The organism is Micromonospora eburnea (genome assembly GCF_900090225.1).
In the GTDB taxonomy this organism is placed as follows: domain Bacteria; phylum Actinomycetota; class Actinomycetes; order Mycobacteriales; family Micromonosporaceae; genus Micromonospora; species Micromonospora eburnea.
Genome location: NZ_FMHY01000002.1, coordinates 6,106,079 through 6,124,022 on the forward strand (window position 1 = coordinate 6,106,079; position 17,944 = coordinate 6,124,022).

Annotated in this window: 17 protein-coding genes and 1 pseudogene; 8 read left to right on the plus strand and 10 right to left on the minus strand. The window is 73.9% G+C overall.

Annotation, left to right across the window (positions count from 1 at the left end; translation table 11 throughout):
- Nucleotides 1-43: 43 nt before the first annotated feature.
- Nucleotides 44-823 (minus strand): isocitrate lyase/PEP mutase family protein, encoded by a 780-nt coding sequence (locus GA0070604_RS26445; protein ID WP_091124333.1) that lies wholly within the window; start codon nucleotides 821-823, stop codon nucleotides 44-46.
- Between the two features lie 52 nt (nucleotides 824-875).
- On the opposite strand from GA0070604_RS26445, the gene pdxR reads away from it, so the two are divergent.
- Complete coding sequence (gene pdxR / locus GA0070604_RS26450) at nucleotides 876-2,285, plus strand: MocR-like pyridoxine biosynthesis transcription factor PdxR (RefSeq protein WP_091124337.1); 1,410 nt, start codon at nucleotides 876-878, stop codon at nucleotides 2,283-2,285.
- A gap of 179 nt (nucleotides 2,286-2,464) precedes the next feature.
- On the opposite strand, the gene GA0070604_RS26455 is transcribed toward pdxR, so the two are convergent.
- Nucleotides 2,465-3,955 (minus strand): MFS transporter, encoded by a 1,491-nt coding sequence (locus tag GA0070604_RS26455; RefSeq protein ID WP_091124340.1) that lies wholly within the window; start codon nucleotides 3,953-3,955, stop codon nucleotides 2,465-2,467.
- 79 nt (nucleotides 3,956-4,034) lie between these two features.
- On the opposite strand from GA0070604_RS26455, the gene GA0070604_RS26460 reads away from it, so the two are divergent.
- From GA0070604_RS26460 to GA0070604_RS26470, 3 genes are all read left to right on the plus strand, one after another.
- A complete protein-coding gene (locus GA0070604_RS26460) occupies nucleotides 4,035-4,430 on the plus strand; it encodes a winged helix-turn-helix transcriptional regulator (RefSeq protein WP_091124342.1) in 396 nt (131 codons plus the stop codon).
- 77 nt (nucleotides 4,431-4,507) lie between these two features.
- Entirely contained in the window at nucleotides 4,508-5,053 is a 546-nt protein-coding gene (locus GA0070604_RS26465) for a TetR/AcrR family transcriptional regulator (protein WP_091127427.1), read from the plus strand.
- Nucleotides 5,054-5,088: 35 nt separating this feature from the next.
- The gene (locus GA0070604_RS26470) at nucleotides 5,089-7,275 is read left to right on the plus strand and encodes an MMPL family transporter (protein ID WP_091124344.1); all 2,187 of its coding nucleotides are present in this window, start codon (nucleotides 5,089-5,091) and stop codon (nucleotides 7,273-7,275) included.
- Nucleotides 7,276-7,314: 39 nt separating this feature from the next.
- Here GA0070604_RS26470 and GA0070604_RS26475 read toward each other — a convergent pair whose 3' ends face one another.
- Entirely contained in the window at nucleotides 7,315-8,571 is a 1,257-nt protein-coding gene (locus GA0070604_RS26475) for an erythromycin esterase family protein (protein WP_091124346.1), read from the minus strand.
- Nucleotides 8,572-8,698: 127 nt separating this feature from the next.
- Between GA0070604_RS26475 and GA0070604_RS26480 the strand changes: the two genes are divergently transcribed.
- Nucleotides 8,699-8,890, plus strand: coding sequence for a DUF2795 domain-containing protein (locus GA0070604_RS26480; RefSeq protein ID WP_091124349.1), 192 nt, complete (start codon nucleotides 8,699-8,701; stop codon nucleotides 8,888-8,890).
- Here GA0070604_RS26480 and erm read toward each other — a convergent pair.
- On the minus strand, nucleotides 8,844-9,695 hold the full coding sequence (erm, locus tag GA0070604_RS26485; protein WP_091124351.1) for an ErmE/ErmH/ErmO/ErmR family 23S rRNA (adenine(2058)-N(6))-methyltransferase: 852 nt from the start codon (nucleotides 9,693-9,695) through the stop codon (nucleotides 8,844-8,846). The genes GA0070604_RS26480 and erm overlap by 47 nt on opposite strands.
- 337 nt (nucleotides 9,696-10,032) lie before the next feature.
- On the minus strand, nucleotides 10,033-10,932 hold the full coding sequence (locus GA0070604_RS26490; RefSeq protein WP_208602351.1) for a Gfo/Idh/MocA family protein: 900 nt from the start codon (nucleotides 10,930-10,932) through the stop codon (nucleotides 10,033-10,035).
- A 217-nt stretch (nucleotides 10,933-11,149) separates the two neighbouring features.
- Between GA0070604_RS26490 and GA0070604_RS26495 the strand changes: the two genes are divergently transcribed.
- Nucleotides 11,150-11,545, plus strand: a complete 396-nt coding sequence (locus GA0070604_RS26495) for a hypothetical protein (protein WP_091124354.1) — start codon at nucleotides 11,150-11,152, stop codon at nucleotides 11,543-11,545.
- A gap of 7 nt (nucleotides 11,546-11,552) precedes the next feature.
- Nucleotides 11,553-12,031 (plus strand): annotated as a pseudogene (locus GA0070604_RS26500) (hypothetical protein).
- Here GA0070604_RS26500 and fabG read toward each other — a convergent pair.
- Nucleotides 12,004-12,762, minus strand: coding sequence for a 3-oxoacyl-ACP reductase FabG (fabG, locus tag GA0070604_RS26505; protein WP_091124360.1), 759 nt, complete (start codon nucleotides 12,760-12,762; stop codon nucleotides 12,004-12,006). The pseudogene GA0070604_RS26500 and the gene fabG overlap by 28 nt on opposite strands.
- 55 nt (nucleotides 12,763-12,817) lie before the next feature.
- Nucleotides 12,818-14,470: an alpha-amylase family protein gene (locus tag GA0070604_RS26510; RefSeq protein WP_091124364.1), complete on the minus strand. Its 1,653-nt coding sequence runs from the start codon at nucleotides 14,468-14,470 to the stop codon at nucleotides 12,818-12,820.
- A 79-nt stretch (nucleotides 14,471-14,549) separates the two neighbouring features.
- Between GA0070604_RS26510 and GA0070604_RS26515 the strand changes: the two genes are divergently transcribed.
- A complete protein-coding gene (locus GA0070604_RS26515; RefSeq protein ID WP_091124367.1) occupies nucleotides 14,550-15,143 on the plus strand; it encodes a DUF1349 domain-containing protein in 594 nt (197 codons plus the stop codon).
- A gap of 96 nt (nucleotides 15,144-15,239) precedes the next feature.
- Here the strand turns inward: GA0070604_RS26515 and GA0070604_RS26520 are convergent, their stop codons facing one another.
- The 3 genes from GA0070604_RS26520 to GA0070604_RS26530 all read right to left on the minus strand — a co-directional run bounded on the left by GA0070604_RS26520 (nucleotide 15,240) and on the right by GA0070604_RS26530 (nucleotide 17,880).
- Nucleotides 15,240-16,664 (minus strand): carbohydrate-binding protein, encoded by a 1,425-nt coding sequence (locus tag GA0070604_RS26520; RefSeq protein ID WP_091124370.1) that lies wholly within the window; start codon nucleotides 16,662-16,664, stop codon nucleotides 15,240-15,242.
- Nucleotides 16,665-16,739: 75 nt separating this feature from the next.
- Nucleotides 16,740-17,483: a YidC/Oxa1 family membrane protein insertase gene (locus GA0070604_RS26525; RefSeq protein WP_091124373.1), complete on the minus strand. Its 744-nt coding sequence runs from the start codon at nucleotides 17,481-17,483 to the stop codon at nucleotides 16,740-16,742.
- Nucleotides 17,484-17,604: 121 nt separating this feature from the next.
- Nucleotides 17,605-17,880 carry a DUF6412 domain-containing protein gene (locus GA0070604_RS26530; protein ID WP_091124377.1) on the minus strand — a complete coding sequence of 92 codons (276 nt, stop codon included), beginning with the start codon at nucleotides 17,878-17,880 and terminating at the stop codon, nucleotides 17,605-17,607.
- Nucleotides 17,881-17,944: the final 64 nt, after the last annotated feature.

A 17,944-nucleotide genomic window follows, 5' to 3' on the forward strand; every position in this document is an offset into this window, starting at 1 on the left:
ACCTTTCCGGGCCGGGGGCGCCTCGGCAACTCCGACACCCGCTCTACTGCGCGCCCGGAAACACCTCGCCGCCGGCCCGGATCGCGGCGAGCAGCTCGGCGGTACGGGCGCGGGCCGCCGCGTACAGGTTGGAGCCGAAGCTGATCCGGGCCACCCCGAGGGCGACCAGTTCGGCCATGGCCGGCGCACCGGGGCGGGCGAACACGTTGACCGGGGCGTCCACCTCGGCCACCAGCGCCCGGATCGCCGCCCGGTCGGCCAGCACGATCGGGTAGACGCAGTCCGCGCCGGCCGCCCGGTAGCGGCGGGCCCGCCGTACCGCCTCGGCGAGCCGTCCCTCCGGCGGCCCGTACGCCCGCAGGTGCACGTCCACCCGGGCGTTGAGCACTAGGTCCACCCCGGCCTCCCGGGCCGCCGCGCGTACCCCGGCGAGCAGGTCGGCCTGTTCCTCCACGTCGCACATCTCCCGGGTACGCGGGTCGGAGTCCTCGATGTTGCACCCCACCGCGCCGGCGGCCAGCAGCCGGTCGACCAGTTCGGCCGGGCGCAGCCCGTACCCCCGTTCCAGGTCGGCGGTGACCGGGACGGGCACGGCGGCGGCGATCCGGGCGACCGCGGCGAACATCTCGTCCACCGGGGTGGCCTCGTTGTCGGCGTGGCCGAGCGCCTCGGCGACCGCGCCGCTGCTGGTCGCGACGGCCGGGAAGCCGGCGGCGGCCACGGCCCGGGCCGACCCGGCGTCCCAGGCGTTGGGCAGGATCAGTGGGTCTCCGGGGCGGTGCAGCGCGCGCAGCGCCGCGGCCTGCTGGCTCAGCTCGGTCATGCGGCGATTCTCGCCGGGTCGGTGGCCGGCCCTAAGCTCCAATTCCGTGCCGATGGACTGGGCCGATTTCGGCGTCGACCTGCACCTGGAACTGGACGCGAGCGGCGGCCGGCGGGCTGGGCTGGAGCGGGCGTTGCGCGACGCCATCCGCGACGGCCGGCTGCCGCCGTCGACCCGGCTGCCGGCCACCCGCACCCTCGCCACCGAACTGGGGCTGTCGCGGGGCACGGTCAGCGCCGCCTACGACCAACTGGTCGCCGAGGGCTGGCTGGTGGCCCGGGTCGGCGCCGGCACCGAGGTCAGCCCGCTGCGCCGGGCCACGCCGGCACCGGCCACACCGCCGCCCGGGCCGCCGCCCTTCCGGTACGACCTGCGCCCCGGCAGTCCCGACGTCGGGCTCTTCCCGGTGGCCGCCTGGCTGCGGGCCACCCGGCGGGCGCTGGCCGTGGCCCCGACCGAGGCGTACGGCTACGGCGACCCGCGCGGCCGGCCGGAGCTGCGGAACGCGCTCGCCGGCTACCTGGGCCGGGCCCGTGGCGTGCTCGCCGACCCGGAGCGGATCGTGGTCACCACCGGGTACGTCCAGGCGCTGGTGCTGCTCACCACCGTGCTCCGGGACGCCGGTACGCCGATCGTGGCGATGGAGGACCCGGGGCTCGCCTTCCACCGGGAGGTGGTCCGCCGGCACGGCGGGACCGTGCTGCCGCTGCCGGTGGACGATCGGGGCGCCCGTACCGATCTGCTCGGCAACGGGCACCTCGCCCAGGTGGGCGCCACGGTGGTGACCCCGGCGCACCAGTACCCGACCGGGGTGACGCTGCACCCGGCCCGCCGGCACGCGCTGGCCGACTGGGCCCGGAGCACCGGCGGCCTGGTCGTCGAGGACGACTACGACGGCGAGTTCCGGTACGACCGGCAGCCGGTCGGCGCGGTCCAGGGCACCGCCCCCGAGCAGGTCGCGTACGTCGGCACGGCGGCGAAGACGCTGGGCCCCGCGCTGCGCCTGGCCTGGCTGGTGCTGCCCGCCCGGCTGGTGGATCCGGTGGTGGACGCCAAACGCCACCTCGACCTGCACACCGAGGCGATCGGCCAACTCGCCCTCGCCGACCTGATCGCCACGCACGGCTACGACCGGCAGGTCCGTACCGTCCGACGGCGCTACCGGCAGCGGCGGGACCTGCTGCTGGACCGGCTGGGCGGGCTGGGCGGGGGCTCCGCCCTGAGCGGGATCTCGGCGGGCCTGCACGCCACCGTCCACCTGCCACCGGACGGCCCGCCCGAGGCGGAGGTGCTGGCGGCGGCCGCCGCACGCGGGCTCGCCCTCGGCGGGCTGGGCGGGCACCGGCATCACCCGGCGGGCCGCCCGCCCGGCCTGGTCGTCGGGTACGCCCGCCCGCCGTCGCACGCGTACCCGGCGGCGGTGGACCTGCTGGGCCGGGTGCTCACCGACCTGGGCGCCTGACCCCGGCCTGGCCGCCCTCAGCCCCGCCCCGCCCGGCACCCGGCCCCGGGCCGCCGCCGACCGACCCGCCGAAGGGGCGGGAACCCCGGGCCGGCGCCGGCCGACCCGCCGGAGGGGCGGGAACCCGGGCCGGCGCCCCCGAGGCCGCAAACGCGGCCGCCAGCCCGCGGCACGATCATTCAGCGGGCCGGGCGACCCTCGACCAGCGAGGCGGCGGAGGGCACCTGCTCCGCCATGGGCGCGGCCTGCGGCGGCGTGGCCGGCTCGGCCGCGGGCCGGCGGGCCGACCGGGCGGTGAGCAGGGCGACCAGCAGCGCGGTGGTGATCAGGGCGGCGCCGACGCCGAAGGCCGTACGGTAGCCGGCGGCGAGGGCGGCCACCTGGTCCACGCCGGCCGCGCGCAGCGCCCCGGTGCGGGCCGCGGCCAGGGTGGCGAGGGCGGCCAGCCCGACCGCGCCGCCCACCTGCTGGGTGGTGTTGGCCAGCCCGGAGGCGAGCCCGGCGTCGGCGGGTTGCGCGCCGGCCATGGCGAGGGTGGTGACCGCCGGCAGGGTCAGCCCGCCCGCGATCCCGAAGACCAGCAGGGCCGGGAGCACGTCGCGGGCGTAGGCGGCGTCCACCGGGATGCGGGCCAGCAACAGGAAACCGACCGCGGCGAGCGCCAGCCCGCCGACCAGCACCGTCCGGGCGCCGAACCGGGCCACCAGCCGGCCGGCCATGCCCAGCGAGACCGCCGCGATCACCAGCGGCGTGGGCAGGAAGGCGAAGCCGGTGGTCGCCGCGGCCAGGCCGAGCACGAGTTGCAGGTACAGGGCGAGCAGGAACTGGAAACCGAAGTACGCGGCGACCATGAGGAACTGCACGGCGTTGGCGGCGACCAGGCCAGGCGCCCGCAGTACCCGAGGCGGCAGCAGCGGGATCGCGGCGACCCGTTGCCGGGCCGCGAAGCCCGCGAGCAACGCCACGGCCAGCCCGGCCGCGCCAAGGGTGTCCGGCGACTTCCACCCCTGCTCCCCGACGCCGACGATGGCGAGTACGGCGGTCATCAGCCCGGCCGTCACCAGCACCGCACCGAGCACGTCCAGCCCGGACCGCAGGCCGACACCGGACTCCGGCGCGATCAGCCGTACGGTGGCGGCCAGGATCAGCGCGCCGATCGGCAGGTTGATCAGGAAGATCGACCGCCAGCCGGCCAGGTCGGTGAGGACGCCCCCGACGAGCAGGCCGAGCGAGGAGCCGGCCGCTCCGGTGAAGCTGAACACCGCGATCGCGCGGGCCCGTTCGGCCGGCTCGGGAAAGAGCCGGACGATCATGCCGAGGCCGACCGCGGTGCTGAGCGCGCCGCCGACGCCCTGCGCGAACCGGGCGGCGACCAGGGTGGCCGGCCCGGTGGCCACCGCGCAGAGCAGCGAGGCGAGGGTGAACAGGGCGACTCCGGCCAGGAACACCTGACGCCGGCCGAGCAGGTCGCCGAGGCGCCCGGCGAGCAGGAGCAGACCACCGAAGGCGACCAGGTACGCGTTCACCACCCAGGCCAGTCCGGCGGCGGAGAAGCCGAGGTCGGCCTGGATCGCCGGCAGCGCCACGGCGACGATGCTGCCGTCCAGAATGATCATCAGGCTGCCGGCGCAGAGCACCAGCAGTGCGGGCCAGCGCTTGGTCCCCGTCATCGGAACGCCTCCTTGGTGCACGGTTTGTTACCGAGGCCATGGTCTGTGACCATCAGGCGGAGCGGAAGGAGGCACTTTCGTGTCCCAGGAGAACAGCTGTGTGACCGTGACCGCCCAGCAGGCGCGGGCCTGCACGGTGCGGGAGGCGCTGGACCGGGTCGGCGGCAAGTGGAGCATCGGCATCCTGATCGCGGCCTCGCAGGGCCCGATCCGCTTCACGGAACTGGAGCGGCAGGTGGAGGGGATCAGCCGACGGATGCTCACCCTGACCCTGCGCAACCTGGAACGGGACGGCCTGCTGCACCGCCACGTGTATCCGACCGTCCCGCCGAAGGTGGAATACACCGCCACCCCGATGGCACTGGAGCTATACGAGTCGCTGGTGGCGCTGACCGAGTGGGCGGAGCGGCACCGGGCGGCGATCAGCGCGGCCCGGACGGCGTACGACCGGGAGCACGGGTCGCCGGTCGGGTGAGCGGTGTGGCGAAGACCACCCGCCCAGTCTGACCGATCGGTCAGGTGCTGACCGATCGGTCAGGCATGCTGGAGAGCATGGCACGGCCAGCACCCGAGACCCACGACGACATCCTCGCCGCCGCGGCGCGACGCTTCGCCGTCACCGGATACAAGGGCACCTCGTTGCAGGACATCGCCCGCGAGGTGGGCTGCTCCAAGGCCACCGTGCTCTACCACTTCGCCAACAAGGAAGCCCTGCTCGGCGAGCTGATGGCACCGGCCATCGCGGTGCTGGAGGCGCTCGACGCGCAGATCGCCGGGCGCACCGGCGCCGACGCGCAGCGGGCCGCCGCCGAAGGCTTCGTCGACCTGGCGGTGCGCCTCCGCCGGGAGATCGCGCTGTTCCGCGGCGAGTTCCCCGACCTGCTCCGGCAACCCGCCTTCGCGCACATCCAGCAGATCTCCGAACGGCTCGTCGCGGCGTTCGCCGGCCACTCCGACCGCCCGTCAGCGCGGATCGCCGCGCTGGTCGTGCTGGCCGGGATCGCCGAGGCCTGCGCCGAGTTCATCGACATCCCCGACGAGGAACTACGGCCCGCGCTGCTGGCCGTCGTCCGGCGGGCCCTCGAACCCACCAACTGATCCCAGCTCCGATCCCGAGGAACAAAGGAAGCTCCATGGCGACCCTGCTGTACCGGCTCGGCCGGGCATCGTTTCGCCGGCGGCGACTCGTCGCCGTCGTCTGGCTCGTCGTACTCGTCGGCCTCGGCGCCGCCGCACTCACCCTGAAGGGTCCGACGTCGAGCAACTTCACCATGCCCGGCACCGAGTCGCAGCGCGCGCTCGACCTGCTCGACGAGCGGTTCCCGGCGGCCAGCGGGGCCACCGGCACGATCGCCGTCAAGGCGCCCCAGGCCGGTCAGCTCGGCACCCCCCAGGGGCAGGCCGTGGTCAAGCAGGTCACCGAGGAGGCGGCCACCCTGCCGGGCGTGGTCGCCGCGGTCGACCCGTACCAGGTGCAGGCGCTGAGCCCGGACGGCCGGTACGCGCTGATCCAGGTGCAGTTCGCCGGGCGCGCGGACGAGGTGACGGACGCGCAGCGCACCGCGTACGAGAAGGTGGGCGCGCAGGCCGAGACGCAGGGCTGGCAGATCGCCCCCGGCGGCGAGGTGCTCAACGCCGAGCCGGAGGTCGGCTCGACCGAGGCGCTGGGTGTGCTGGTCGCCGCGATCGTCCTGGTCCTCACCTTCGGTTCGCTGGTCGCGGCCGGGATGACCATGCTGAACGCGCTGATCGGGGTCGGCGTCGGCATGGCCGGCCTGTACGCGCTCAGCGGCGCGGTCGAGCTGACCAGCACCGCGCCGATCCTGGCCCTGATGCTCGGCCTCGCGGTCGGCATCGACTACTCGCTCTTCATCACCTCCCGGCACCGGCAGAACCTGATCGACGGGCTCTCCCCCGAGGAGGCCGCGGGCCGGGCGGTCGGCACCGCCGGCTCCGCGGTGGTCTTCGCCGGCGCCACCGTGGTCATCGCGCTCGCCGGTCTGGCGGTGGTGAACATCCCGTTCCTCACCGTGATGGGTCTGGCCGCCGCCGGCACGGTGACCGTGGCCGTCCTGGTGGCGATCACCCTGGCCCCGGCGCTGCTCGGCTTCGCCGGCCGTAAGGTGCTCCCCCGCCGGCTGCGCCACCGGGAGGCGGTCGGCACGGAGACGACCGGCACCCGCGCGGGAGGCCGGCCGGGCTTCGGGTTCCGCTGGGCGCACTGGGTGACGAAGCTGCGCATTCCGGTCATCCTGGTCGGCCTGATCGGCCTCGGCCTGCTCGCTCTCCCCGCCCAGGACATGCGGCTGTCCCTGCCCGACGCCGCCACCGCCGCCGAGGGCACGCCGGCGCGGATCAACAACGACCTGGTCCAGGAGGGCTTCGGCCCCGGCTTCACCGGCCGCCTCGCGGTGGTCGTCACCGCCGACGACCCGCAGGCCACCCAGGCCGCCGTACCGCAGGTCACCGCGTTGATCCAGAAGACGGACGGGGTGGTCGCGGTGGCCCCGCCGCAGTTCGACCCCACCGGCCGGACCGCGCTGCTCGGGGTCGTCCCGAAGACCGGCCCGACCGACGCGGCCACCGAGACACTGGTGCACGACATCCGCGACCACGTCACCGGCATCCGGAACGCCGACGTGCTGCTGACCGGCGTGACCGCGATCGGCATCGACGTGTCGGAGAAGCTCTCCGACGCGCTCCCGGTCTATCTGCTGCTCGTCGTCGGCCTGTCGGTGCTGCTGCTGATGCTGGTGTTCCGCTCGATCCTGGTGCCGGTCAAGGCGGCGCTGGGCTTCCTGCTCACCGTGGCGGCCACCTTCGGCATCACGGTCGCGGTGTTCCAGCAGGGCCACCTGGCCGGCCTGGTCGGGCTGGACACCGCGGGCCCACTGGTCAGCTTCCTGCCGATCCTGCTCATCGGCATCCTGTTCGGCCTGGCCATGGACTACGAGGTCTTCCTGGTCTCCCGGATGCGGGAGGACTTCGTGCACGGCGACACCGCCCGTCAGGCCACGATCAACGGGATGGGGCACGGGGCGCGGGTGGTCACCGCCGCCGCGCTGATCATGATCTCGGTCTTCGGCGGCTTCGTCTTCCTCGACGACCCGGTGATCAAGTCGATGGGCTTCGCGCTCGCGGTCGGCGTCGCCATCGACGCCTTCGTGGTCCGGATGACCATCGTCCCCGCGGTGATGTCCCTGCTCAACAACGCCGCCTGGTGGATCCCGCGCTGGCTCGACAAGATCCTGCCCAACGTCGATGTCGAGGGCGAGGGCCTGCGGGCCCACCTCGCCGAGAAGGAGACGGCCGCCGTCTGATCGCGTCGAGGGCCCCGCTCGGGCGGGGCCCTCGGCCGCTCACACCCCGGCCGGATAGGTCTCCATCTCGCCCGGTGTGGTCAGCGCCGGCAGCGGGTGCAGGGGAGTTGACTCGTCGCACCAGATAAAGGCGTCGTAGCGGTCGGCCAGCCGGGTGGGCACGTAGTTGCCCCAGGACTCGAAGCTCGGGTCGTAGACCACCCCGATCGCCCGATGGTCGGCCTCCCCGGTGACCCACTCGGGCTGGTCCGGGCCGCCGAAGACCAACACCGCCCGCTCCGGCATCAGCTCGTGCAGCCGGCGCTCCACCGAACCCTCCCGGGCCGGCGGCACCACCATGGTCTCGGCCGGCGAGCCCCAGCGCGGCGCGGCGATCACCGTGCCCCGGTAGCTGCCGAAGCCGACCAGCGCCACCGCGTCCGGGCCGTACCGCTCCCGGGCGAGCTGGCCGATGTTGACCATCCCGTCCGCCGCCATGTCGGTGGCCCGGGCGTCGCCGACATGGGTGTTGTGCGCCCAGACGATGCCCCGGGACTCCGGGCCGTAGCGGTCCAGCAGCCGGTCCAGGGTGTCGGTCATGTGGGTGTCCCGGACGTTCCACGACTCCGGCCCGCCGCCGACCATCGCCCGGTAGTAGCGCTCCGCGCCAGCCACCACCGCCGCGTTCTGCCAGGCCGAGAAGCGGTCCGAGCCGTCCGCGGCGGCCTGTTCCCGGGTACGCGCCAGCAGCCGGATGACCTCCTCCTCACACCGGGCCGAGACGAACCGACTGGCCGTGCCGTACTCCTCGAACCGCTTGCCGTACGGCTCGAAACACCGGTACGCCTCCTGGGCCGCCTCCAGTGAGGCCGGATCCTCCTCGCCCAGGTAGTCGAAGATGGCCTGCATCGACTCCCACAGGCTGTAGACGTCCAGCCCGTGGAAGCCGGCCCGCTCCGCCTCGGGGCGGTCCAGGTTCCAGGCCCGCAGCCAGCGGCAGAAGCGGGTCACCTCGGCGTTGGCCCACATCCACGTGGGCCAGCGTTCGAAGCGCTCCAGCGCGAGCTGCGGATCGGCCAACCCGCCCGGCTCGCCCGTCACCGAGCGGTGCACCCGGTCGCAGTCCGGCCAGTCCCCCTCCACCGCGACGAAGTCGAAGCCCTGCTCGGCGATGAGCCGCCGGGTCAGTTGCTCGCGCAGCCGGTAGTAGTCGTAGCTGCCGTGCGTCGCCTCCCCGATCATCACGATCCGGGCGTCCCGGACGCGTTCCAGCAGCGGGTCGAAGTCGCTCGGCGCGCCGAGTCGCTGTACCAGCATGCCCGGGGCTACCCCTGGACCCGCCCGGGCAAACCGCCCGCCGGGTGCAAGCAGGGGCCCCTTGTTATCGCCTGGCGATAACAAGGGGCCCCTGCTTACCTGCGGGCGGAGTGGGTAGCCGAACGGCATGACGGTCACCGGGGTGCAGTGGCAGGCGTTTCTGGCCGGGCTCGACTACCCGGTCTCCCGTGCCGATCTCGTCCGTTGGTGGCAGGAGAACGGCGGCAGCACCGAGACGCTACAGCTGCTCAAGGCGCTGCCGGCGGAGGAGTTCACCTCCCCCACCGAGCTGCGCGCGGCGCTGGACGCCCAGGACTGAGCCCCGGATCGACGGCGTGCAGCAGCCGGAACACCACCAGCCACTGCTCCGGCCAGACCAGGCCAACCGGAATGTCCGGATCGAGCCGGGCGGCGCGTAGCGCGCCCTCGACCCGGCGGCGCGGGTGGTCGGCACGCAGCGAGGCCGCGAGCGACCCGCCGACCCCGCCGAAGCCGAGTTCCACCATCCTCCGGTACGCGGGCAGCGCCGACCGGGGCAGCAGCGGCTCCGGGCGGCGTTCGATGCGCAGGATGCCCCCGTCCACGGCGGGCACCGGGCGGAACGCGGCACGCGCCACCCGGCCGGCCAGCCGCCAGTGGTGCTCGGGCCAGGTGAGCACGGTGAGCCGGCTCCACCTGCCGTGGTCGCCGGTGCGTTTGCGGGCGTACGCGAGCTGGGTGAGCAGGGTCGCCGACCGCAGGCCGGGCGCGGCGAGGCACCACCGGACCACGGCGGCGGTGAGTGACCAGGGGATGTTGCCGACCACGGCGAACGGCTCGGCGGGCGGATCGGCGGTAAGGAAGTCGGCCGCCCGGACCTGGACCTGCGGCAGGTCCGCGCAGACCGCGGCCAGCGCCGGCAGGACGGCCGGGTCGACCTCGTACGCGATCAACCGGCCACAGCGGGCGGCGAGCGGCCGGGTCAGCTGGCCGTCGCCGGCGCCCACCTCCAGCAGCAGGTCGTCGGGTCCGGGGCGGGCGGCCCGGACCACCCGCGCGACGGCGGCGGGGTCGGCGAGGAAGTTCTGGGACAGTACGCGACGGGACCGGTCGCGTGCGGTGGTGCGGGGTCGGCGGGGCGCCACAAGATCGTCCTGTCTGTCGCCGGACGGCGACGGTACGGACAGGCAGCGCGGAGCGGGGCCTGTCCGAGCGGGATCGGGACTCGGACGACCCTGGTAGTCGGCGGAACGCGAAGGCGGCGCGCGGCAGCGGCCGACCCGGTCACGGGTCGGCGGTGCGGACGGTCAGATCAGGCGCGGTGGGCGTTCCGGCCGGCCAGGGCCGGACGCCGGGCTCGCGGACGGGCGACCAGGAGGAGGCCCCGCGCGGCCGGCGTGACGGCCACGTCGATCAGGGCTTGCATACACATGCCGGCCAGGCTAGCGCCCGGCCCGCCGCCGCACGAGGCGATTTTCGGGCTCACAGGTCGATCGTGCGGCCCTGGGCGCGCGCGGTCTCGGCGGCGTCGAGCACCGCCACCACCTCCCGGCCGAACCGGACGTCGCAGCGGTGGTCCCGGGTGCCCGCCTCGACCTCCTCCAGCAGTTGGTCGATCGCCGTGCCGAACGCCTGGAGGGCGCTGCCGTCGCCGGGCGGGACGGTCTCCGTGCCGTTCTCGCCGAAGAAGACGAAATCCTGGGTGGTCGCCTCGGCCGGCGCGTCCAGGGTGAGCGCGAGGCTGCTGGTGGCGCCGCCGTCGTGGGTGAGCAGCAGGTGCACCAGGCCGCTCGGGCCGTCCATCGCGGCCACCCGGGTGACCCGGCCGAGCACCGGCAGGATCAGCGACAGCGCGTGCGGGCCGATATCCCAGAGCGCGCCCCGCTCCCGCCGCCACGGCGAGTTCCCGTACGGGTTCCCGGGCTGGAAGATCGAGGCGAACATGGTCGCCCGGGCGTGCTGCCAACCGCCGGCCGCCGCCGTCGAGGCGAGGAAGCCGGTGACGTTCGGGTGGAAACGCTGGGTGAAGAAGACCACCGAGGCCACCCCGGACGCCTGCGCGGCGGCGACCACCCGGTCGGCCTCGGCGAGACTCAACGCCAGCGGCTTGTCCAGCAGCAGGTGCCGCCCCACGGTGGCGGCCCGGACGGCGATCTCGGCCTGCACGTCCGGCGGCAGCGCGACCGCGATCGCGTCGCAGGCGGCGAGCAACTCGTCCACGTCACCGAAGGCCGGTACGCCGTGCCGGGCGGCCAGCGCGGCGACCTTCTCCGGATCCCGGCCCCAGACACCGGCCAGCTCGGCCTGCGGGTGGGCGTCGATGGCCGCGGCGTGCGTCTCCGCCGCCCAGTAGCCGGTGCCGAACAAGCCGAACCGCAGCACGTGTCCCCCTGCCGTCGTCGTCCCACCACGGCGTACGCCCGTGGCGTGATCCACGCTAGTCGTCCGCCCCGTGCCGCGCCGCCCCGATGCGGCGGGCGGGCCCCGCCCGCTCCTCGGCCGCGACCCGCGCGAACCGCCGGGCGAGCCGGGCGACGGCGGCTACTACGACGCTTAGTAGGCTGTGCCGGTGAACGGGACTGCTTCGCCGGTGGCGGCGATGACCAGCGCCGCGGCGGCCGGCTCGCCGGTGGACGGGATCCTCGCGACGGCCGCGATCGTGCTGTCGCTCGTCATCGCGGTCTGGGCCCTGGTGGCGGCACTACGCCACCGGGCGCCGGACCGGCTCCAGTTCGTCGGGCTGGCCGCGCTGGAGGCGGCGCTACTGGCGCTCTCCGTGCTGGCCCTGGTGGCGATCGGGGGCGGCGAGCGGCCGGGCGAGCCGGGCGCCTTCTTCGGCTACCTGGTGACGCTGGTCTGCCTGCCGCCGCTGGCCTGGGTGCTGGCCCGGATGGAGCCGACCCGGTGGGGCTCGGCCATCGTCTGCGCGGTCTGCCTGGTCACCCCGGTCGTGGTGGTACGCCTCCAGCAGACCTGGGAGGTCGTCGGTGGCTGAGCCACGAATGACGAACCGCGGGCCGGGCCGGCTGCTGATCGCGGTCTACATCCTCTTCGCCATCGCCGCGACCTCTCGGGCGGGCCTGCAGATCGCCACCAAGTTCGACCGGGCGCCGGTGGCCTACCTGCTCTCCGCGGCGGCCGCGCTGATCTACATCGTGGCGGCGGTCGGGCTGGCCCGGGCCGGGCACGCCGGCCGCCGGGTGGCCCTGGCCTGCTGCACGGTGGAACTGGTCGGGGTGGTCGCGGTCGGCGTCCTCAGCGTGGCCGACAAGGCGCTCTTCCCGGACGAGACGGTCTGGTCCGGGTTCGGCAGCGGCTACGGCTACATCCCGCTGGTCCTGCCGATGCTCGGCCTGTACTGGCTCTGGCGCACCCGCCGCGACCCCGCCTGACGCTCCCGCCCCCGGCCCGACCCGGCCCGCCCGGCGGGGACCGGGCGGGACCGCGACACGGTCAGTCCCTGGGGCCGCCGGCGACATAGATGACCTGCCCGGAGACGAAGGACGCGCCCTCGCTGACCAGGAACGAGATGGTGTGTGCGACGTCCTCCGGGCGGCCGGTGCGGCGGACCGGGATCTCGGCGGCGGCGTGCTGCTGGAGCGCCGCGAAGTCGACCTTCATCCGGGCCGCGGTGGCCGCGGTCATGTCGGTGACGATGAAGCCCGGCGCGACCGCGTTGACGGTCACCCCGAACGGGCCCAGCTCGATGGCGAGGGTCTTGGTGAAGCCCTGCATGCCGGCCTTGGCAGCGGCGTAGTTCGCCTGGCCCCGGTTACCCAGCGCCGAGGTGCTGGAGAGGTTGACGATCCGGCCCCACTTCCGCTCGACCATGTGCCGCTGGGCGGCCTGGCTGAACAGGAACGCCCCGCGCAGGTGCACCCCCATGACGGTGTCCCAGTCGGCGTCGGTCATCTTGAACAGCAGGTTGTCGCGGAGCACCCCGGCGTTGTTGACCAGTACGCCCGGCGCGCCCAGTTCGGCGGCGACCCGCTCGACGGCGGCCTCCACCTGGGTCCGGTCGGAGACGTCGGCACCGACCCCGAGCGCCCGGCCGCCGGCGGCGACGATGGCGTCCACCGTCTCCTTGGTCGCCGCCTCCTCGATGTCGACCACGGCGACGGCCATGCCGTCGGCGGCCAGCCGGCGGGCGGTGGCCGCGCCGATGCCGCGTGCGGCTCCGGTCACGATGGCGACGCGGGGCTCCTCCGACATGATTACCTCCCGGTAACTTGGGCTCGATCGAAGGAGCTTAACCCCGATCCCGTCGTCACAGGTCCCGGCCCCGGCAGAGCCGGATCCACCGGTAGCCGTAGCCGGCGAGCTTGAGCCGGTCCAGCTTGCCGACCTCCGGGTAGTTGCGGTCGGTGAACACGTCGATCGGCAGGTCCGCCTCGGGGGCGAGCATGCCCAGGTCGACCTCGACGTCCTCGGTGCCGAGGTGGTGCAGGAACACCATGGTCCCCGTCGGCCCGTCGGCGCGGTGCGCCAGCACCCCGGGCGGCATCGGCACGTCGATGTGGGAGGTGGTGCCCGAGCCGACCTCCGGCGCCTCCCGGAGGGTACGGATCATCCGCTCGAACCAGCCCAGCAGCGACCTCGGGTCCCTGCGCTGGGCGGTCACGTTGACCCGCTGGTAGCCGTACTCGCCGTGGTCGACAACCGGGCGGACCAGCTTCTCCGGGTCGGCCGTGGAGAAGCCGCCGTTCTCCTGGTACGACCACTGCATCGGGGTACGGATCGCCTCCCGGCCGGGCAGCGACAGGTCCTCGCCCATGCCGATCTCCTCCCCGTAGCGCAGCACCGGTGTGCCGCGCAGCGAGAACTGGAGCGCGTACGCCAGCTCGATGCGCCGGCGGTCGTTGCCGAGCATCGGGGCGAGCCTGCGGCGGATGCCCCGGCCGTAGAGGCGCATGTCCTCGTCGGGGCCGAACTGCTCGTACACCTGGTTGCGCTGCTCCGCGGTGAGCCGGGACAGGTCGATCTCGTCGTGGTTACGCAGGAAGGTCGCCCACTGCCCGCCCACAGGCAGCGCCGGGCTGTCCCGCAGTGCCTCGATCACCGGCTCCGGGTCCTGCCGGGCCAGGGCGAGCATCAGCCGCCCGTTGAGCATGAAGTCGAAGAGCATGTGGATCCGGTTGGCCGAGCCGCCGCTGTCGCCGAAGTACGTCGGGAGCTGGTCGGGCTCGACGTTCGCCTCGGCCAGCAGGATCGCGTCGCCCCGCCGCCACTGCACGTACTGGCGCAGCTCGGTGAGGAATTCCAGGTCCTTCGGCGAGTCCGGGTTGCCCGGCTCGGTCAGCTCGATGATGAACGGTACGGCGTCCATCCGGAACCCGGAGACGCCGAGCTGGAGCCAGAACGACACGATCTTCTTGATCTCGGCGCGTACCTCGGGGTTGGCGATGTTGAGGTCCGGCTGGAAGTCGTAGAAGCGGTGGTAGTACCACGCCCTGGCGGTCCGGTCGTAGCTCCACGTCTCGTCCTGCTCGCCGGGGAAGACCATGCCCTGGTGGCGGTCCGGCGGCCCCTTCGCCGACCAGACGTACCAGTTTCGGTAGGGCGAGTCGGGCGAGGAGCGCGCGGACTGGAACCAGGGGTGCTCGTCCGAGGTGTGGTTGACGACCAGATCGATGATCACCCGGATGCCCCGGTTCTGCGCCTGGTGCAGCAACTCCGCGAAGTCGCCGAGGGTGCCCAGGCGCGGGTCCACGTTGTAGAAGTCGGTGACGTCGTAGCCGCCGTCCCGCCGGGGGGACGGGTGGATCGGATGCAGCCACAGGCAGGTCACGCCGAGCCGGGCCAGGTAGTCCAGGCGGCCGATGAGGCCGTGGATGTCCCCCACCCCGTCGCCGTTCGAGTCCGCGAACGTGTCGATGTCGAGGCAGTAGACGACCGCCTCCTGATACCACCTCTCGCCCATGCCCGGTCTATTTCTCCCCGCCGCGGCTTCGGCAAACCGGTCCCTCCTCAGTGGGCCGCCGGGCGGGTACGGTGCCGGCATGAGCCACGACAGCCACCCCGTCGACTGGTCCGCCGGCACCTGGCTGAACCCGCCCGTACGCACCGACGAGTCCGGCGACGGCCTGCTGGTCGAGCCGCGCGAGGGCAGTGACTTCTGGCGGCGGACCAGCTACGGCTTCGTACACGACGACGGGTCGGCGTTGCTGGCGCCGTTCCCCGTGGACAGCGCGATGGAGGTCAGCTTCCGCCTCGACTACGGTGCGCAGTTCGACCAGGCCGGGGTGCTGGTCCGGGTGGACGAGCGGCGGTGGACCAAGGCGGGGGTGGAGGTCAGCGACGGGTGCCCGCAGGTGGGCGCGGTGGTCACCGACGAGGTGTCGGACTGGTCGGTCGCGCCGGTGCCCGAGTGGTCGGGGCGGGAGGTGACCGTCCGGGTCAGCCGGGCCGGGGACGCGCTGACCGTACGGGCCCGGGTGGACCGCGAGCCGTGGCGGCTGGTCCGCCTGGCCCCGCTGGACCCGGCAGCCGTCGCGTCGGCCGGCCCCTACTGCTGCTCCCCCACCCGCAGCGCCCTCCGGGTCCACTTCACCGCCTGGCACCGAACGCCACCCGACGCCACCCTCCACCCCTGACCCTCCCGCCGATCATGGAGTTGCGGCGACCGGATGGCCTGCTTCACGGCGTTCGTCCGGTGCCGCAACTCCATGTTCGACGCGGTAAGGAGGGGGTTAGCGGCGGAAGGTGAACCAGTTGACGTTGACGAAGTCGGCGGGCTGGCCGCTGGAGAAGGTCAGGTAGACGGTGTGGCGGCCGGTCACCGCGCTGACGTTGCCGGGTACCGAGCGCCAGGTCTGCCAGCCGCCGGTGTTGGCGACCGCGAAGCTGCCGATCGGCGCGCTGGTGGCGCTGTCCAGCCGGACCTCGACCAGCCCGCTCACCCCGGCCGGCGCGCCGGAGGCGACCCGGGCCAGGAAGTCCTTCGGCGGCGTGGCGCCGAAGTCGACGTTGTCGTAGCGGGCCCAGTCACCGTTGCTCAGCCAGCCGATGTCCTGCCCGCCCTCGGAGCACGTCTCCACCTGCACCCCGTTCTGGGCGTTGAACGCCTCGGCCTGGATGGTCGAGTACGCGTCCACCACACCGCCGGGCGGCGGGGTGGTCGGCGGTGTGGTGGTCGGCGGGTTGCCGCCGCCCCGGGTGTAGACGGCCACGTAGTCGACCAGCATCGGCCGGCCGGAGACGGTGGCGGAGGTCGGCGTGGTGGTGCCGGCCACCCCGTTCGGGAAGCCGCCGCCCATCGCCACGTTGAGCAGCAGGAAGTAGCCGCCGTGGCTGGTCATCTGCCCCCAGTACGTGCCGACCTGGCTCTGGCTGACGGAGTGGAAGAGCTGGCCGTCGACGTACCAGCGGAGCTGCTGGGGGCTGACCGAGGCGTCCCACTCGAAGCGGTACGTGTGGAACGCCGACTGGCAGGTGCCGCCCGGGCAGGCCCGGGAACTGCCGATGCCGTTGAACTCGTCGCACGGCCCGCCGGGGGCGACGCCGCAGTGCAGCACCCCCCAGACCGAGTTGATCCCGTTGACGTTCTCCATGATGTCGAACTCGCCGACCCCCGGCCAGTTCTGGTAGTTGCCCCGGTACGGCGAGCCGAGGGCCCAGAACGCCGGCCAGTAGCCGGCCGCCTCCGCGCCGGTGACGTTCGGCATCTGGATCCGCCCTTCCAGGGCGAGCACTCCCCCGGCCGGCGGCTTGAAGTCGGTCCGTACGGTCTCGATCCGGGCCGAGGTCCACCGGCCGGCGCCGTCCCGCAGTGGGGTGATCCGCAGGTTGCCGGCACCGTCCTGGCTGAGGTTGGCGGTGTTCGAGGTGTACGTCTGGATCTCGCCGGTGCCCCAGTTGGCCGGGCCGCCCGGGTAGCTGGTGCCGGTGTCGATGATCCAGTTGGCGGATGAGGGCAGGGTGCCGGCGGCGCCGGTGAAGTCGTCGCTCCACACCAGGCTCCAGCCGGACGGCGGCGGTGGGACGGCGGCGTGCGCGGTCATCGAGACCGCGGCCAGCACGGTGGTGGTGGCGACCACGGCCGCCGCCAGGGAGAGCCGCCGGCGCGATCGGCGCACGGCGGACGGGGCGGCGGGCGCCGCCAGGACAGGATTCATCGGAATGCCTCTCTGCGGGGACGGGGCGAGAGAGCGCTCTCTGGTTGCGATTTGTACGCCCCGCCCCCACAGTTGTCAACGCTTGTCGATGTCTGCCGTCTGTGGCCGGCGCAGGATCGCCTGCTCCAGCGCGGTCCAACCGGTGGTGGTGACCAGATAGAGCACCGCCGCCAGCGGCACCACCAAGGCCAACAGCACCGTGCTGAACGGCAGCAGCGGCATCAGCCGGCCCAGGACGGCGCTCGGACCCTCGGCGGGCGCACCGGTGGCCGTGGCCGCCCGGCGGATCCGGCGCGACGACCACCAGGCCAGCGCGAGCAGGGCCACCAGCAGCAGCCCGAAGACCGCCACCACCGGGCCGGAGAGCCCGTCGCCGAGGTGCCAGCCCAGCGGCACGCCGGCCAGCCGCTCGTGCAGCAGACCGGGCGAGCCGGCGTGGTCGAGGCCGTCGCCGGTGGCGAAGAGGCGGTACATGACCAGGAAGAACGGTGCCTGCAACAGCGTCGGAAGGCAGCCCGCGACCGGGTTGGCCCCGGCCTGCCGGTAGAGCGCGACCAGCTCGCTCTGCAGACGGGCGGGGTCGTCCGCGTACCGCTGGGAGAGGTCGCGGATCTCGGGGGCGAGCGCCGCGCGGCGCCGCTCCCCGCGGACCTGGGCCACGGTGAGCGGCGAGATCAGCAGCCGGATCCCGACGGTGAACAGGACGATCGCGGCGGCCGTCGCGGCCCCGCCGGCCAGCGGGGTCAGCGTGTCGGCGAGCCAGGAGACGGCGGTGGCGGCGGCAGTGGCCGCAGAGTGCAGTGGTGCGAAGGCGAGCATGGGGGAACCCCTCGGTCCGATTCCGGATGCCCCGACGGGACGACGCGTCCCGGCGGGACGGATGACGACGGAATCGGCCGCGTGGCGGCGGCCACCCACGCCAGGCGGGGACGGCGGGGCGCTACGCGGCCGAGGGACGCAGGCCGGGGGCTCGGGGCCGGGGCCGACCGGAGGCGTCCGGGTCGGCCTGCCGGGGCACCCGGCGACCGCGGGCCCGGGCCCGCAGGGCGGAGGCCCGCCGCCCGCCGGGCGGGATGGGCAGCGCCCGCACCCGCAACGCGAGCAGCGTGGCCAGCAGCAGCGTGGCGGCGACCGCCGCGCCGGCGAGCAGACCCGCCGGCCGGTCGGCCATGAACTGGGCGAGGACGTACGCCCACGTCCCCGTCACCACCAGCATCCCCCGCACACGCCCACCCTAGAACCCCCCGTCATCCCTCGCCCATCGAGTTGATCAAGAAGTT

What these genes read in the sequence shown, in the direction of transcription:
- GA0070604_RS26525 (WP_091124373.1), bottom strand. Translation starts at nt 17,483, where the DNA reads ATGCTCGCCTTCGCACCACTGCACTCTGCGGCCACTGCCGCCGCCACC.
- GA0070604_RS26455 (WP_091124340.1), bottom strand. Translation starts at nt 3,955, where the DNA reads ATGACGGGGACCAAGCGCTGGCCCGCACTGCTGGTGCTCTGCGCCGGC.
- GA0070604_RS26470 (WP_091124344.1), top strand. Translation starts at nt 5,089, where the DNA reads ATGGCGACCCTGCTGTACCGGCTCGGCCGGGCATCGTTTCGCCGGCGG.
- GA0070604_RS26515 (WP_091124367.1), top strand. Translation starts at nt 14,550, where the DNA reads ATGAGCCACGACAGCCACCCCGTCGACTGGTCCGCCGGCACCTGGCTG.
- GA0070604_RS26520 (WP_091124370.1), bottom strand. Translation starts at nt 16,664, where the DNA reads ATGAATCCTGTCCTGGCGGCGCCCGCCGCCCCGTCCGCCGTGCGCCGA.
- GA0070604_RS26445 (WP_091124333.1), bottom strand. Translation starts at nt 823, where the DNA reads ATGACCGAGCTGAGCCAGCAGGCCGCGGCGCTGCGCGCGCTGCACCGC.
- GA0070604_RS26510 (WP_091124364.1), bottom strand. Translation starts at nt 14,470, where the DNA reads ATGGGCGAGAGGTGGTATCAGGAGGCGGTCGTCTACTGCCTCGACATC.
- GA0070604_RS26530 (WP_091124377.1), bottom strand. Translation starts at nt 17,880, where the DNA reads ATGCTGGTGGTGACGGGGACGTGGGCGTACGTCCTCGCCCAGTTCATG.
- fabG (WP_091124360.1), bottom strand. Translation starts at nt 12,762, where the DNA reads ATGTCGGAGGAGCCCCGCGTCGCCATCGTGACCGGAGCCGCACGCGGC.
- GA0070604_RS26475 (WP_091124346.1), bottom strand. Translation starts at nt 8,571, where the DNA reads ATGCTGGTACAGCGACTCGGCGCGCCGAGCGACTTCGACCCGCTGCTG.
- GA0070604_RS26480 (WP_091124349.1), top strand. Translation starts at nt 8,699, where the DNA reads ATGACGGTCACCGGGGTGCAGTGGCAGGCGTTTCTGGCCGGGCTCGAC.
- GA0070604_RS26495 (WP_091124354.1), top strand. Translation starts at nt 11,150, where the DNA reads ATGACCAGCGCCGCGGCGGCCGGCTCGCCGGTGGACGGGATCCTCGCG.
- pdxR (WP_091124337.1), top strand. Translation starts at nt 876, where the DNA reads ATGGACTGGGCCGATTTCGGCGTCGACCTGCACCTGGAACTGGACGCG.
- GA0070604_RS26465 (WP_091127427.1), top strand. Translation starts at nt 4,508, where the DNA reads ATGGCACGGCCAGCACCCGAGACCCACGACGACATCCTCGCCGCCGCG.